This is a genomic window from Anabaena sp. CS-542/02 (assembly GCF_028331085.1).
Classification (GTDB): domain Bacteria; phylum Cyanobacteriota; class Cyanobacteriia; order Cyanobacteriales; family Nostocaceae; genus Anabaenopsis; species Anabaenopsis arnoldii.
In genome coordinates this window covers 12884-28619 of the sequence record NZ_JAQMTM010000077.1, presented here as the reverse complement: position 1 = coordinate 28619, position 15736 = coordinate 12884, and the positions used below count along the sequence as shown (strand labels likewise).

The following is a 15736-nucleotide window of genomic DNA, read 5'->3' as shown; positions in this document are numbered from 1 at the left end:
AGATTTACAGGATCAAAATAACTATGGATTAATAAACTTGCAGATCGCACAGAGCGCAAAAGGGGCGATCGCTGATCTTGTCACGAATTATCATTTAAAATATAGTAGAGTTCTAAAAAAAGTGATATGAAAGCAGAATTAACTGCCATCATTGAAAAAGCAACGGAAGGAGGATACTGGGCAATTTGTCCAGAAATTCCCGGTGCTAATGGACAAGGTGAAAGTATAGAAGAAGCCAAAGAAAACTTAAAACTTGCTATTCAAATGATTCTTGAAGATCGTGTCGCAGATATCCGCAGGGGACTAACAGAAGAATCAATAGAAGAGACTATTTCAATTCCATGAAACGTAAGGAATTAGAACAAAAGTTACGGTGCTTCTCATTCTCTGTGGATTAACCCTGAAACTGGAGTCATTGAAGCTGTACCAAGACATACAGAAATTAAGGAATTGTTAGCTCAGAAAATTCTCAAAAGCTTAAATGCTGAATAGGCGATGGTAAAAAGCGAAAACAAGCGCGAAACTGCCGATTACAGCACTTTTCAACTAAATAAAGTACATACCTTAATATCATAAATCTTGTGGGGTGGGCATCCTGCCCGCCCTTGTGTACCTCACTCAGATAAAATGCGCTGTAATGTGAATCAGCGATCGCATATTACGCCGCGATAGCGAAGCGCTGCTGCAAGCAGATCGCCTACAGCAGTCTAGCTTTAAAATAGAAGAATAAAATACAAGTCAGAATTAACAGTAAGGTGAATATGCGATTACTACACACAATGCTCCGAGTAGGTAACCTAGAAGAATCTTTGAAATTTTACTGCGAACTCCTGGGGATGAAATTGTTACGCCAAAAAGACTACCCTGGTGGGGAATTTACCTTGGCGTTTATCGGCTACGGCGATGAAAGCCAAAACACCGTGATAGAATTAACTTATAATTGGGGAGTAGAAAAGTACGACTTAGGTAACGCCTATGGTCACATCGCCTTGGGTGTAGATGATATTTATACCACTTGTGAGGCAATTAAACAACGGGGTGGTAAGGTAACCCGGGAACCAGGACCGATGAAACACGGTTCTACAGTCATTGCTTTTGTGGAAGACCCGGATGGATATAAAATTGAATTAATTCAGATGGGAAGGGTCAGCACCTAGATAAGATAGTCTGTGAGGGATGGGCGGCTTTGGGTCTGACACTCATCGGCTACAATTGCTCAGGAAACTCCCCTCAATCTTCACCCCATGACAAGAGTTTTATCCTAACTGTATGGGAAGTGGTGACTGGCAAAATCATTAAAATAATTGAGGATGACTAAACAATATTTTCATCCTAGGCTAATTACAGAGGAGACGGCGAGAGCGTCAGAAACCTGCGCCCGACCGTCACCCAAAACTCACAGATTAACACTTTTCTGAACCTACCCAATCTCAAACCCTTTAAAGATGCAGCCTACAGATCCCAATAAATTTACTGATACAGCCTGGGAAGCGATTGTCAAATCTCAGGATATAGTGCGTGGATATCAACAACAACAATTAGAAGTAGAACATTTAATTATAGCCCTTTTACAAGAACCTACCAGTTTAGCTGTGCGGATATTCACCCGCGCTGAGGTTGATACCCTGCGGTTACAACAGCAGTTAGAAGCTTTTACCAAGCGTCAACCCAAAGTTGGGAAAAATGATCAGCTTTATCTGGGGCGCTCTTTAGATATCTTACTAGATAAGGCGGAAGAAACCAGGCTAAGAATGGAGGATGCTTATATCTCAGTAGAACACATCATTTTGGCTTTTGCCGATGATGAACGCATTGGAAAACGGATTCTCAAAAGTTTTGAAACAGATAGCGCTAAGTTAGCAACTCACATTAAAAGTGTTCGCGGTACCCAAAAGGTGACAGACCAAAACCCAGAATCTCGCTATGAAGCACTACAAAAATTTGGCAGAGATTTAACTGAACAAGCAAAAGCAGGAAAATTAGACCCGGTAATTGGGAGAGATGACGAAATTCGCCGGGTAATTCAGGTATTATCTCGCCGTAGTAAGAATAACCCGGTGCTGATTGGGGAACCAGGGGTGGGTAAAACTGCGATCGCCGAAGCTCTAGCACAGCGTATGGTTAATGGCGATGTCCCGGAATCTCTAAAAAATCGTCAATTGATTTCCTTAGATATTGGTAGTTTAATCGCCGGGGCGAAATTGCGGGGGGAATTTGAAGAACGCCTGAAAACAGTTCTCAAGGAGGTCACCGAGTCTAACGGTCAAATTGTCCTATTTATCGATGAACTACATACCGTTGTCGGTACCGGTTCCAATCAACAAGGAGCGATGGATGCAGGTAACTTACTCAAACCCATGTTAGCCCGGGGAGAATTACGCTGTATTGGAGCGACCACCTTAGATGAATACAGGAAATTTATTGAAAAAGACGCAGCTCTAGAACGCCGTTTTCAGCAGGTTGTCGTCGGTCAACCCAGTGTAGAAAACACCATTTCTATTCTCCGGGGGTTAAAGGAACGGTACGAAGTTCACCACAATGTCAAAATTTCTGACTCAGCTTTAGTCGCCGCTGCTACTTTGTCCGCCCGTTATATTGCTGACCGCTTTTTACCAGATAAGGCCATAGACTTGGTAGATGAAGCCGCGGCTCAATTGAAAATGGAAATTACCTCTAAACCAGCGGAATTAGAAGCTATTGACCGCCGCTTGATGCAGCTGGAAATGGAAAAGCTATCTTTGGCGGGGGAAGAAAAGGAAACCGCCCCAGCTAGGGAGCGCTTTGAGCGCATTGAACAAGAAATTGCCACTTTGACGGTGAAACAGCAACAGTTTAATGAACAATGGCAAGGGGAAAAACAATTATTAGAGGCTATTAGTAGCTTAAAAAAAGAAGAGGACGCTTTACGGGTGCAAATTGAACAGGCAGAAAGAGCCTATGATTTGAATAAAGCGGCCCAGTTAAAGTATGGTAAACTCGAAGGGGTACAACGCGATCGCGAAGCTAAAGAAGCCCAACTATTAAAAATTCAAAGCCAAGGCTCTACATTATTGCGCGAACAAGTCACCGAAGCCGACATCGCCGAAATTGTCGCTAAGTGGACTGGTATACCGGTGAATCGCCTCTTAGCCTCGGAACGCCAAAAACTCCTAAAACTCGAACAACATTTACATCAACGGGTAATTGGACAGCAGGAAGCAGTGACCGCCGTATCCGCAGCCATTCGTCGCGCCCGTGCGGGAATGAAAGACCCCGGCCGTCCCATTGGTTCATTCCTGTTTATGGGACCCACAGGGGTAGGTAAAACTGAACTAGCGAGGGCTTTAGCGCAGTTTCTCTTTGATTCCGATGATGCTTTAGTCCGTTTGGATATGTCCGAGTATATGGAAAAACACTCTGTATCTCGCCTAGTAGGTGCGCCTCCAGGATATGTGGGTTATGAGGAAGGGGGTCAACTTTCCGAAGCTGTGCGCCGTCACCCCTATTCCGTGGTGCTACTAGATGAAGTCGAAAAAGCCCACCCCGATGTATTTAATATATTGCTGCAAGTTTTAGATGACGGGAGAATTACTGACTCTCAGGGTAGAGTCGTAGATTTTCGGAATACCGTCATAGTCATGACTAGTAACATCGGTAGCGAATATATTTTAGATGTGTCTGGGGATGACAGTAAGTATGAAATGATGCAAAAACGGGTCACAGATGCACTGCGATCGCACTTCCGCCCAGAATTTCTCAACCGGGTAGATGATATCATCCTCTTCCACCCCCTGAGCCGTGCAGAAATGCGCGACATCATCCGCATCCAACTAAAACGGGTAGAAAACCTCTTACAAGAGCAGAAAATCTCCTTTGACATATCCGCCGCCGCCTGTGATTATTTAGTAGAAGTAGGCTATGACCCAATTTACGGCGCACGTCCTTTAAAAAGAGCAATTCAGCGAGAAGTAGAAAACCCCCTAGCTACCAAATTACTAGAAAATACCTTCATCCCTGGAGACACTATTTACATCGATAAACAAGACCAGGGTTTAACCTTTAGTAAAACAATCCCCCTCAAAGTGACCATTTCACCATCAACCCTCACAGTATTAGAGTCAAAAAGCCAGTAAAAAGCTCTGTTCTCCCCTAGGGTAGACCTAAGTATCTCAGCCAAGATACGGAAATCCGAATCATACCATGGGGGGGAAACAATGCCCAAATTACGGTGCAATAGCCGGGACTATACCTTTAAAATTCTATAGGTAGGAATCTCTAAATCCTGCTGACAGCTAAAATCAGATATTAACATCAAATTTACCAGTCATGCTCGAACAAGGCACCATCAGTATTCATACTGAAAATATTTTTCCCATTATCAAAAAGTCCCTGTACTCAGACCATCAAATCTTCTTCCGGGAATTAGTATCTAACGCCGTTGACGCCATCCAAAAGCTGAATATGGTATCCCGTGCTGGGGAATTTAGCGGCGATATCGGTGAACCAGAAATTCAAATTACCATCGATCAAGGTAAAAAAACCCTAGCCATCAGTGATAATGGCATTGGTATGACCGCCGAAGAAGTGAAAAAATATATCAATCAGGTGGCTTTCTCCAGTGCTGAAGAATTTATTCACAAGTATGAAGGTAAATCAGACCAACCGATAATTGGTCACTTCGGTTTGGGTTTCTACTCCTCCTTTATGGTGGCGCAAAAAGTAGAAATTGATACACTGTCCTATAAAGAAGGGGCCCAAGCTGTTCACTGGACCTGTGACGGTTCCCCAGCTTTTACTTTAGATGAGTCCACCCGCAGCACACGCGGTACTACTATTACTCTCACCCTCCAAGGAGAGGAAGAAGAATTTTTAGAAGCAGCACGAATTAGGAATCTTGTCAAGACTTATTGCGACTTCATGCCAGTACCGATTAAACTGGAAGGTGAAGTCTTAAATCAGCAGAAAGCACCTTGGCGGGAGTCTACTCATAACCTCACTCAGGAAGATTATTTAGAATTTTATCGCTATCTGTACCCCTTTCAGGAAGAACCACTGTTATGGGTGCATTTAAATACTGATTACCCCTTTATTATTAACGGGATTTTGTATTTCCCTAAAATGCGCCCCGATGTGGATGTGACTAAAGGACAAATTAAGCTGTTCTGTAATCAGGTTTTTGTCAGCGATAACTGTGAAGAAATTATACCACAGTTTCTTATGCCCATGCGGGGTGTAATTGATAGTACAGATATTCCTTTGAATGTCTCCCGCAGTGCATTACAAGGCGATCGCACAGTGCGCAAAATCGGCGACTATATAGCCAAGAAAGTAGGCGATCGCCTCAAAGAATTATACCGTGACCACCGCAACCAATACATCAACGCTTGGAAAGACCTCGGCACCTTCGTAAAATTTGGTGTTCTCAACGACGAGAAATTTAAAAAACAAATCGAAGACATTATCATCTTCCGCACCACAGCCAAACTAGAGGAAAAAGCCCAAACTCCCACATCAGAAGGGGATGCGTGGGAAACTACCACCTCAAACTCATCTGCTCTACCATACACAACCCTGAAAGAATACCTGGAACGTAACGAAGAACGCCATAAAAACCGCGTATTCTACAGCACCGATGAAACCAGTCAATCCGCATATATAGAACTTCACAAAAACCAAGGGTTAGAAGTCCTATTTATGGACTCATTCATCGACACCCACTTTATTAACTTCCTAGAACGGGAATACTCCGATGTGAAATTTACCCGGGTAGACTCCGACCTAGATAATACCCTCCTAGACCAAGACAAAACCGGGGAAATAGTTGACCCCAAAACCAACAAAACCAAGAGCGAGACCATCAAAGAACTCTTTGAAAAATCCCTCAACAAACCCAAGGTTAACATCCGCACCGAAGCCTTAAAATCAGAAGACCCCCAAGGAACACCACCCGCAATGGTACTCTTACCAGAAATTCTGCGTCGTATGCGGGAAATGAGCGCCATGATGCAACAACAAAATGTAGAATTCCCCGAAGACCATATTTTATTGGTGAATACCGCTCATCCTCTGATTCAAAACCTAGCAAATCTCAACCAAGGTAGTATTATTCAGGGAGATGGTCAATCATCTACAGAGCCATTAGTAACTATGATTTGTCAACACGTCTATGATTTAGCCCTCATGACTCAAAAAGGATTTGACCCCCAAGGAATGAAATCCTTTGTTGAACGCTCCAATGAAGTGCTGACTAAGCTGACAGAACAAGCCAGCAAATAGAAACACACGCCCTTTTGGGGACTACAATAGAAAGGTTGTATTCAAATAGAAACTTGGAGATAGTTGCTATGTCTCGTCGCTGCGAATTAACTGGTAAAAAAGCTAACAATGCCTTTGACATTTCTCACTCTCACCGCCGTACCAAACGCCTACAACACGCAAATCTACAAAATAAGCGTGTTTGGTGGGCCGGTGGTAATCGCTGGGTAAAAATGAAGCTCTCCACCAAAGCCATCAAAACCTTAGAAACCAAAGGCTTAGAAGCCATGGCTAAAGAAGCTGGAATTAATCTTAATCATTACTAAGCTGTGAAAAAAGGTATAGAGTACCAGATTTAATTTTTACTATTCACCTGAGAGAGAATACTTATACCCCCCAAGTGGGGGTTTTTTCAATTTGGGACAATCCCTAAATTATCAAGCTAATCAACGAATAATTACTTAATATATAATGTGCTAAAATTTTTATATATTCAGCAACAGCACTTAATTATTTTTACTCGCTACCCAGAACCAGGTAAGACCAAAACCCGACTTATACCTGCTTTGGGTGCTGTGGGTGCTGCCAATTTACAACGGCAGATGACAGAACATACAATACTTCAGGTGCAAGCACTACAAAAAACTACTCCTATATCCTGGGAAGTACGTTTCACCGGTGGTAACTTGCAACTGATGGCAGATTGGCTAGGGGATGATTTACTCTACCATACCCAAGGAGAAGGAGATCTAGGCTCCCGCATGGGGCGATCGCTAACTCAGTCCTGGCAATCTGGCGCTCAAAAAGTAATTATTATTGGTGTAGATTGTCCCGGAATCAATGCTGAGATTCTCGCTCAAGCTTTTGAGCAGCTACACACCCATGACCTGGTATTAGGGCCGGCCATTGATGGCGGTTATTACTTGATTGGCTTGTGTCGCCCCTTCCCAGAATTATTTTTTAATATCGATTGGGGAACTTCTCAAGTCTTACAACAAACTATGAATATTGCTGAAAACCTGAAAATATCAGTTTCTTTCCTACCTCCTTTAGGTGATGTGGATCTTCCAGAGGATTTAGAGATTTGGCAACAATATTCAGGTAACTTTAAATAGGAAAATTACTTTCATACACGAAAAATAATTATGAATAATCGTCTTGCTGCGGGGAATGCTGCTTTGACACTCAAGGTAGTGGGGATAATTTTACTTTTGTCCTTTTTGCTAGAGTTTTTAATTGTGATTTTACCCTTCCAACCCACTGATCCGGGATGGCAAATCAATTTAGCTACCTCATTAGTTGACAGAGGTATTGTACCTTTAGTGGGTATAGGAATGCTATTCATCGGTTATTGGATTGATAGTTTTCATCATAGCGATGGACCCAAACCTATAGATATCAGACTTCCCATCTTGATACTCTCCAGTATTTTAGGGTTAATTTTCCTATTAATTTTCCCCTTACACTTGAATAATGTCCGACAAGCGAGCGCCAACAACCTCGGCCAAATCCGCCAAGAAGCTCAACAAGCAGAAAATCAACTGCAAAGTCAGTTATCCCAATTCCAGGCCCAAATCAACAATGAGCAAGGAAAAGCTCAATTAGAACAACTACGCAACCAAGTTAGAAGTCAGTTTACCGAGCTGCTCAAAAATGAGGAAACATACCAACAAGCACTGAATAACCCTCAACTTCCCGCAGAACAGAAAGAGTTACTCAAGAAATTTAAGGCCAATCCCTCAGAACTCGAGACTTTTATCGCCCAGCAAACAGACCCCCAAGCACAAGCAAATCAAAGATTGACCGAAATTCGCCAACGTCGCGAAGAAGCTGAAAAACAAGCCAGAGGAAACGCTTGGAAGTCTGGACTGCGAATTGGTGTGAGTAGTTTGCTCTTATCCCTGGGATATATCATTATTGGCTGGACAGGTTTAAGAAGGATGAAACATATCTCGGTCACTGGTGAAGATAAATATTAATGAACTTAATTTTCACAAAAAAACCCCCGCTCAGTGACAAATTATGATCCTTCTTTAGCTGTAATCTAAGACTTACAGAATTTTCAGCAGCTTTTCACTCAGCGCGATAGGATCAGTAGTATATTAGAGACTTGCAACAATGGTTTACAAGTCTCACACATCCCATCCCCCATGTTCTTCCTTAGTCAATCTCTATATGCACCCGACTAGAAAAATGCTGTTTCCTGAGCAGCAAGTGTATATTTTTACAGCATTATTCCAGATGCTAGCAATCTTTACCCTCTAGCTAAAGTATGAAATATTACAATTAACTCTTGAGAATTTGATAAGTGTGCTGGTATGAATAGCAATCACAAAAATTCTAGTAATCTGAAACAGGAGCATAGAGACTGGGGAATTAATCAGCTAAAACAAGACTTGAAAAATGACCTAATTGCCGGTTTATTAGTAGTTATTCCTTTAGCAACAACTATTTGGCTAACTATTACCATTGCTAATTGGGTAATCAACTTCCTGACTAAAATTCCTAAACAACTCAATCCCTTTGACGGACTCCAACCTATAGTAGTAAATATACTTAATCTAGCTGTGGGGCTGGCGGTCCCTTTACTAAGTATTCTTTTAATAGGGTTGATGGCTCGGAACATTGCTGGGCGTTGGTTATTGGATTTTGGAGAGCGCCTATTGCAGGCAATTCCCCTAGCGGGGCAGGTATACAAAACTCTCAAACAGCTGTTAGCAACCCTGGTCAAAGATTCCAGCGACAAGTTTCGCCGGGTAATTCTAGTAGAGTATCCCCGAAAAGGAATATGGGCGATCGGCTTCGTTACCGGTAATATCAGTACCGATATTCAAGCTCATATGCCCCGTCCCATGTTGAGTGTGTTTATTCCCAGTACCCCCAATCCTACCACCGGCTGGTATGCCATAGTTCCAGAAGATGAGGTAGTAACTCTATCTATCCCCATAGAAGATGCTTTTAAAGTATTAGTCTCTGGAGGGATTATCGCTGAGAATAAGACTCTACCCCCCCTAGTTATACCTCAGGAGCGCAATATAGAAACACAACCCTGAAAACGGCAAAGTTTCCAGTCAATAGATAGTATGATTATTTGACTTTGCCACCATTGCGGCCATACTCACCTTCCTCATTAGTGCTTAAGCACATACTTCAATGCAAGAACGAAAACCCCAGCAAATTGCCCGTGAATTGGCACTTTTAAGTCTCAGCCAGTTGCCAATTAACCCCAAAAAATTAACAGAAGAGCATCTACCAAAATTAATACTAGCCACAGTCCGCACCCTGAGATCAGAAGTGCAAGATACTCTAGATAATGCTACTGGAGAACTACAACGCAGTAATGATCGCCTCTTAACTAGCCAAACTCGTGCTTCAGACATCGATACAGCCAGAAACCTCCTGAAAGAGGCCATTAACTACACCCAAACCGCCATCAATCAACTGGGGGCCGCAGTTGAGTTCCCAGAATTGATTCAATTAGCAAATCAAGATAAGGAAGTTGGTAAATATGCCATTAAACTGGTGAAAATAGTCAACGAACACCGAGTGATCATCGATGAACATATTTCCTCAGCTTTAGTAGATTGGCAAGTAACTCGCCTAGCCCAAATAGACCGAGATATTTTGCGGATCGCAGTGGCAGAAATGATGTTTTTCAATCTGCCTGACAGAGTAGCTATTAATGAAGCTGTAGAGCTAGCTAAACGCTACAGTGGAGATGAGGGTCATCGTTTTATTAATGGTGTTCTGCGCCGATTTACCGAACAAAAAGCACCTGTGTAGATTAAAGCGCAAATTTTCCCGCTCCCCAAATATCCTCAAGGGTCTTGAGGATATTTAGTTAAAATCATCAAAATAAATCATCAACTAATACTTATAGATGTAATGGCTTTTAATTGGTTCCAGCGTCAACATCAGGATTCTTCTGATACCCCAGCCGCAGAAAAACAAGAGGTAACTCCTCCAGTAACAGAACCCCAAGTAGACCCCACACAAGATTTATTGGCCTTTGCCAAATCTGCTTATAAAAATATCCAGCAAAAACAACAAGCTTCACCAGTAACAACAGCACCAGAAGTCGCAGATGTGGAAGCACAAACAATAGAAACTGCGCTAGACACCGCCCCGGCTGTAGTCAGTGAAGTTGCCCTTACAGCAGAGTTAGATGTGGAAACTGCCAATATAGACTCAGGGAGTCTAGATGCAGCTACACCAGAACCCACAGCCCCCAGTAATTTATCCTTTTTAGAACGGGCGGCCGCAGAACGGCAAGCCAAGCAAGAAAGGTTGATAGCCGGGGCTATTGAAGTGGCTCAACCAGAGGTGGTAACCCCAGCTACCACCGCAGAAACTACCCCAGATCAAGAAGCATTAGCTTTTGATGAAGGTTTTCTCTGGTCAGCAGAAGTATTGGCCGCCCAAGGAAGGCGAGCAGAAGATATTTCTGTGGAGGAAATTACCTGGCTGAAAAAACTCCGGCAAGGTTTAGACAAAACCCGCCGCAATATTCTTAACCAACTTAAGGCAATTGTCGGCCAAGGACCACTCAATCAAGCGGCTGTGTCGGAAATAGAAGCCGCACTTCTCCAAGCTGATGTGGGTGTGGAGGCTACAGATTACATTGTGAATACCCTCCAGAAAAAACTGTTAGCAGAGGTAACGCCCCCAGAAGAGGCGATCGCCTACCTGAAACAAATTTTGCGCGATATGTTAGACGCGCCACTCCAAAAAGCCCCAAGTTTCAGCTTCGCCCCAGAAAAGGAAACTTTGAATATTTGGTTGATTACCGGGGTGAATGGGGCAGGGAAAACCACTACTATCGGCAAAATCTCCCACCTAGCCCAAAAATCTGGTTATAAATGCTTGATTGGGGCGGCGGATACCTTTCGGGCCGCAGCAGTGGAACAGGTGAAGGTGTGGGGCCAGCGTAGCGGTGTGGAAGTCATTGCTAATCCGGGGAAAAATACAGACCCAGCCGCCGTGGTCTTTGATGCGATCGCCGCAGCCCAAGCAAGAGAAACGGAGTTACTATTGGTAGACACCGCCGGGCGACTGCAAAATAAGAAAAACTTAATGGACGAACTCGGCAAAGTCCGCCGGATCATCGACAAAAAAGCCCCTAATGCCAAAATAGAATCCCTATTGGTTTTAGATGCCACTTTAGGTCAAAATGGATTGCGTCAAGCTCAAGTTTTCTCCCAAGCCGCCCAACTCACTGGCGTAGTCTTAACTAAGCTAGATGGTACAGCCAAGGGAGGTGTTGCCTTAGCCGTGGTGCAGCAGCTGGGTTTGCCCATTCGCTTTATTGGTGCTGGTGAAGGTATGGAAGATTTGCGTCCTTTTTCTAGCTACGAATTTGTTGAAGCTCTCTTGAGTGGCTAATTGCGATTTTTTTAGTTAATATTTCTTCTGGCTCTGGCTGATTCGTCTCCTGTGGGGGTGTTGATTTTGCCCCACCCAGAGTCAAATACAAACAGAACACTCAAGAATTAAGGCAAGGAGTAATTGTCTATATAAGTTACTGTGGGGAATCAGAAACCTGTGAGCAATAATAAAATTAAAATTTTTTTGGCTCCAAAGATGTATGATTTGCTAATTAAGTTCTAGAAAAATTAGGGTATTTATATGTTATGAGAGTATTGGCTGATTTTTACCTACTCATTGTTGATGGAAATTCCATCAATATTTAGCTAGAGATATCATAAGCAAATAGAATAATTCTCTCTAGTTCGATGTTAAGTCTTGTGACTATTGCTAAAAATATCCACCTTGTCCCAATATAACCTAGCAATTTACTTGATTTATTCAGTAACCTAAACTCTATATTAAGTGCAATCATACCTTTGCCTGTGTCTCAACTGCCCTCTCAACCCACTGATACTAATAGTAGTGCTAAGACGGATGTCACACCAGTTGTGGCACTCAAAGAACTTGTGGAACGGTTGCGCCGAGAACAAAATAAAATCCAAGATTTACTCAGTTCTTTAGGATTTGCCCTCAGAAGTTTCAATAATTTGAACCAGTTTTTGCAGCTGATACCACTGATCGCCACTCGAGTCACAGATGCAGATGGTAGTGCTTTATTCCTACATAAACCTAATGGTCAAATTCGCTTAGAGCAACTACACTGGCAGGATAGCCGCCAGCGTAAGAATATCCGCAAAGCTCTAGAAACAGCTAGTAGTCAAATCACACTTCTATCTCATACAGGACCTTTAGCAACAGCTACAGGGATGTTAGATGACCAAATCCATCGCTACTTAGATCCAGATGTGCAAATCTTTGGCACAGCAATTCTCGTCAAGCATACAGAACGGGGTTGGCTTTACGTCCTCAGCCGCGATCCTGAATATAGCTGGACGGATACCAGACAAAAGTTAGTCAGACTGGTAGCAGATCAAACAGCTGTAGCCATTGAAAACGAAGAACTAGCCGTAGAATTGAGGAAAAAAGAGCGCTTAGATCAAGAACTAGAAATTGGGGCAGAAATTCAACGGCGACTCCTACCCCGTCAATGTCCGATTATTCCCGGGGCGACCCTAGCCGCACGCTGTAAACCCGCTAATCGTGTGGGTGGAGATTACTATGACTTTATCCCCACCAATCACAATCAAGTACAGCTAAATGGTAAAACTACCCAGGAAACAAGGGGATGGGGTTTGGTAATTGGCGATGTCATGGGTAAAGGTGTCCCAGCTGGGCTAATTATGACCATGATGCGGGGAATGCTTCGTGGCGAAGTGTTCCATGGTAATTCCCCATGTGTAATTCTGCAAAATTTGAATCGAGTTATGTATGCGGATTTGGAAAATTCCCATCGCTTTGTGACTCTTTTTTACTCAGAATATAATCCTTTTAATCGGGTTTTATCTTATAGTAATGCCGCACACAATCCTCCGTTGTGGTGGCACGCAGCCACGAAAACTATTACCCGCTTGGATACTTTGGGAATGCTGATTGGTTTAGATGCCAACAGCCAATACGAAAATGCCCAGGCACAGTTAGAAGCAGGGGATACAGTCATCTATTATACAGACGGTTTAACTGATGCGGCGGCGGCTAGTGGCGATCGCTTCGATGAAGAGAATTTTGTCGCCGCTTTTAATGCCGCTTGCAGGTATTGCAGTGGACCAGAGGAAATTGTAGATTATTTGTTTGAGCAAGTTCTGGAATTTATCGGTGGTGAAAGGCAAAACACCGATGATATGACATTAGTAGTTCTGAAAATCCATTGACAATCAGCTAATGATCTGCTAGACTATGCAGCTGTGCTGTAGATAGACTGCCAAAGAAGTCATAGCGGTCTAGTGCTTCCAAGATACCCCAGGCATAATTTCCTTGAGCAAAGTAAATTTGTGGATATTCACGTAACTTTTCCAGTTCACGGCTGTAATTACCCACAACCACACCCAAAGTATTGCCAGACAGCATTGATTCATCATTACCAGATGCACCTGCTACTAAAAATCGTTGTATTGGTAGTCCCCACTTCAAAGCACAATAACGAATAGCATCTCCCTTAGAAGCCCGGATAGGCAACAAATCAAGATACATATTATGGCTATAGACTCCTTTAACATGGAGCTTATGCCGCCGCAGATGACGCATAATTTCCTTAAAGCTTAAACATTTCACTTCATCAATAAAGTAGCTGACTTTAAACTGACCTTGAGCTTCTGGGGGTTGCAGAGAAACACCGGGTAGTGTCTCCATTGCTTGACGGACAGCCTCAGCATTCCAATGGTAACTAATATGTCTTTGCCAGTTACTATCTGGCACTACCTGGGGTCCATAATAGATTTCAGTACCAGCGGAGACAATCAGCAAATCTAGTCTGGGAAAGTCCCATTCTTCCAACATATCCAAGGAACTTTGCAAATTGCGCCCTGTAGCAATACCCACGCCCGTAGATTGACCTTCTTGATGTACTCGCTCAATGAGTTTGTGTAAAGCTTCTTGGTCGCCTAATAAGGTGTTATCAATTTCACAAACCAGAAACCGATCTGCGATTGGTAACCGGTTTTGGTCAGGGATATTCCAATCAGGGAGGTCACTTGCTAAAGCCTTTGGTAGGGGACTCAGCTGAGATTGGACTGGTCGTTGAGATAACTGCTGCACCTGTTCGAGATAACGTTCTACGTGACTAGACCAAGAGAAATTATCCCGCACTCGATGCAATCCATTTTCAGACCAAGTTTTCCATTGTTCTGTATCTGTGAGTGCTGTGCGCAGAGCATCCTGGATCTGTGTCACATCTAGAGGATCAATCAACATTCCATTGTGGCAGACCTCCAGGATATCTCGTGGACCACCATCGGATGTGGCGATAATTGGCACACCGCAGGCTGTAGCCTCAATTAAGGTCAGACCAAATGGCTCAGTTAATGCAGGATTGATAAAGACTCCCTGTGTTTTCGCCACCAATCGATATAGTTCCGGAACTTCATCAGATGAATGGTGTTTGGGGTAGGCGACGTATCCATAAAGGTCGTAGCGGTCGATTAAGTGAAAAATTTCTGCAAACACATGGCGTGGGTCTGATTCCATGGTACTGATGTCATCGCGATTTCCTAAAATCAGGACTAAATTTGCTAAATGACGCAACTGTGGATCTTCACCATAAGCTTTCACCAGAGTACCGACATTTTTCTTAATTGCTGGACGAGAAAGCGCCATAATCATGGGCTTTTCCGGATGATTGAGAAATCGTTTTAAATCCTGGTAAATTCCTGGTTCCTGCCAATTTTCTGGAATCGGGTAAAAGTCCTTGAGTGCTACCCCAGGGGGAATGACCACCATTCTATCAGGCTGATAGTGGTCATAAATACCGTACTGCTCGGTGACTTCTTGATGGGTACTAGCGATAACTAAAGCGGCGCTGGCCAGAGTGGTTTCCTCAGCCTCAATTCTGGTACTCATGTGATAAGTGCTTTCAATGGTTTCCCTTTTAGTACCCTGGTCTAAAAGTCGTTGTTGTTTCACACGTCCTAAGGAGTGACCAGTATGCACAAGGGGTACACCTAACCAACCAGCAACCCGACAACCTACATAACCAGCATCGGCGTAATGGCTATGAATGACATCGGGTAGTTTTCCCACTTGGCGCAGGTGCTTGAGTAATTCATCGGCAAAATTATCTAAATGCGGCCAGAGAACTTCTTTGCGCAGATAGCGACGGGGCCCGCAATTAACACGAATAATTTGGGCTTTGTCACCCAGAACTTCTACGGGTTGAGCATAATCGGAGCTAACTTTTGGATCATTAATTAAACGAGTTACCAGGTCTACACGTTCTACTTGTGGGTTGGCCGCTAAAGCCTGAGCCAATTCTACCGCATATTTAATTTGTCCCCCGGTGTCAGCATCTCGCCCTAATTCTAGATTTTTACCCCGAATTAACCCGTGAACACTGACTAGTAGAATATATAATCCTGGGCTATCTGACATTTTGCATCCCTCAATTTTACTGTGTTACAGCCCTGCAACAGCTTCTTATACACCC

12 protein-coding genes are annotated in these 15736 nt (G+C 43.3%); 11 read left to right on the top strand and 1 reads right to left on the bottom strand.

The window, feature by feature from the left end:
- Window positions 1-126 precede the first annotated feature (126 nt).
- From PN447_RS08805 to PN447_RS08755, 11 genes are all read left to right on the top strand, one after another.
- Window positions 127-345, top strand: coding sequence for a type II toxin-antitoxin system HicB family antitoxin (locus PN447_RS08805; protein ID WP_271762411.1), 219 nt, complete (start codon window positions 127-129; stop codon window positions 343-345).
- 416 nt (window positions 346-761) lie between these two features.
- Window positions 762-1157, top strand: coding sequence for a lactoylglutathione lyase (gene gloA, locus PN447_RS08800; RefSeq protein ID WP_271762409.1), 396 nt, complete (start codon window positions 762-764; stop codon window positions 1155-1157).
- A gap of 288 nt (window positions 1158-1445) precedes the next feature.
- The gene (gene clpB, locus PN447_RS08795; protein ID WP_271762408.1) at window positions 1446-4112 is read left to right on the top strand and encodes an ATP-dependent chaperone ClpB; all 2667 of its coding nucleotides are present in this window, start codon (window positions 1446-1448) and stop codon (window positions 4110-4112) included.
- 193 nt (window positions 4113-4305) lie between these two features.
- Window positions 4306-6255 (top strand): molecular chaperone HtpG, encoded by a 1950-nt coding sequence (htpG, locus tag PN447_RS08790; RefSeq protein WP_271762407.1) that lies wholly within the window; start codon window positions 4306-4308, stop codon window positions 6253-6255.
- A 68-nt stretch (window positions 6256-6323) separates the two neighbouring features.
- On the top strand, window positions 6324-6560 hold the full coding sequence (gene rpmB / locus PN447_RS08785) for a 50S ribosomal protein L28 (RefSeq protein ID WP_271730934.1): 237 nt from the start codon (window positions 6324-6326) through the stop codon (window positions 6558-6560).
- A 147-nt stretch (window positions 6561-6707) separates the two neighbouring features.
- Window positions 6708-7349 carry a TIGR04282 family arsenosugar biosynthesis glycosyltransferase gene (locus tag PN447_RS08780; protein ID WP_271762406.1) on the top strand — a complete coding sequence of 214 codons (642 nt, stop codon included), beginning with the start codon at window positions 6708-6710 and terminating at the stop codon, window positions 7347-7349.
- A gap of 30 nt (window positions 7350-7379) precedes the next feature.
- The gene (gene hpsJ-B, locus PN447_RS08775; RefSeq protein WP_271762405.1) at window positions 7380-8213 is read left to right on the top strand and encodes a hormogonium polysaccharide biosynthesis protein HpsJ; all 834 of its coding nucleotides are present in this window, start codon (window positions 7380-7382) and stop codon (window positions 8211-8213) included.
- A 339-nt stretch (window positions 8214-8552) separates the two neighbouring features.
- Window positions 8553-9287 carry a DUF502 domain-containing protein gene (locus PN447_RS08770; protein WP_271762402.1) on the top strand — a complete coding sequence of 245 codons (735 nt, stop codon included), beginning with the start codon at window positions 8553-8555 and terminating at the stop codon, window positions 9285-9287.
- Between the two features lie 100 nt (window positions 9288-9387).
- Complete coding sequence (gene nusB, locus PN447_RS08765; protein WP_271730939.1) at window positions 9388-10017, top strand: transcription antitermination factor NusB; 630 nt, start codon at window positions 9388-9390, stop codon at window positions 10015-10017.
- 102 nt (window positions 10018-10119) lie between these two features.
- Complete coding sequence (gene ftsY, locus PN447_RS08760; protein WP_271762401.1) at window positions 10120-11616, top strand: signal recognition particle-docking protein FtsY; 1497 nt, start codon at window positions 10120-10122, stop codon at window positions 11614-11616.
- A gap of 461 nt (window positions 11617-12077) precedes the next feature.
- On the top strand, window positions 12078-13469 hold the full coding sequence (locus PN447_RS08755) for a PP2C family protein-serine/threonine phosphatase (RefSeq protein WP_271762400.1): 1392 nt from the start codon (window positions 12078-12080) through the stop codon (window positions 13467-13469).
- Between the two features lie 7 nt (window positions 13470-13476).
- Here PN447_RS08755 and PN447_RS08750 read toward each other — a convergent pair whose 3' ends face one another.
- The gene (locus PN447_RS08750; RefSeq protein WP_271762399.1) at window positions 13477-15681 is read right to left on the bottom strand and encodes an HAD family hydrolase; all 2205 of its coding nucleotides are present in this window, start codon (window positions 15679-15681) and stop codon (window positions 13477-13479) included.
- Window positions 15682-15736: the final 55 nt, after the last annotated feature.

What these genes read in the sequence shown, in the direction of transcription:
- rpmB (WP_271730934.1), top strand. Translation starts at nt 6,324, where the DNA reads ATGTCTCGTCGCTGCGAATTAACTGGTAAAAAAGCTAACAATGCCTTT.
- hpsJ-B (WP_271762405.1), top strand. Translation starts at nt 7,380, where the DNA reads ATGAATAATCGTCTTGCTGCGGGGAATGCTGCTTTGACACTCAAGGTA.
- PN447_RS08750 (WP_271762399.1), bottom strand. Translation starts at nt 15,681, where the DNA reads ATGTCAGATAGCCCAGGATTATATATTCTACTAGTCAGTGTTCACGGG.
- PN447_RS08770 (WP_271762402.1), top strand. Translation starts at nt 8,553, where the DNA reads ATGAATAGCAATCACAAAAATTCTAGTAATCTGAAACAGGAGCATAGA.
- clpB (WP_271762408.1), top strand. Translation starts at nt 1,446, where the DNA reads ATGCAGCCTACAGATCCCAATAAATTTACTGATACAGCCTGGGAAGCG.
- gloA (WP_271762409.1), top strand. Translation starts at nt 762, where the DNA reads ATGCGATTACTACACACAATGCTCCGAGTAGGTAACCTAGAAGAATCT.
- ftsY (WP_271762401.1), top strand. Translation starts at nt 10,120, where the DNA reads ATGGCTTTTAATTGGTTCCAGCGTCAACATCAGGATTCTTCTGATACC.
- htpG (WP_271762407.1), top strand. Translation starts at nt 4,306, where the DNA reads ATGCTCGAACAAGGCACCATCAGTATTCATACTGAAAATATTTTTCCC.
- nusB (WP_271730939.1), top strand. Translation starts at nt 9,388, where the DNA reads ATGCAAGAACGAAAACCCCAGCAAATTGCCCGTGAATTGGCACTTTTA.
- PN447_RS08805 (WP_271762411.1), top strand. Translation starts at nt 127, where the DNA reads ATGAAAGCAGAATTAACTGCCATCATTGAAAAAGCAACGGAAGGAGGA.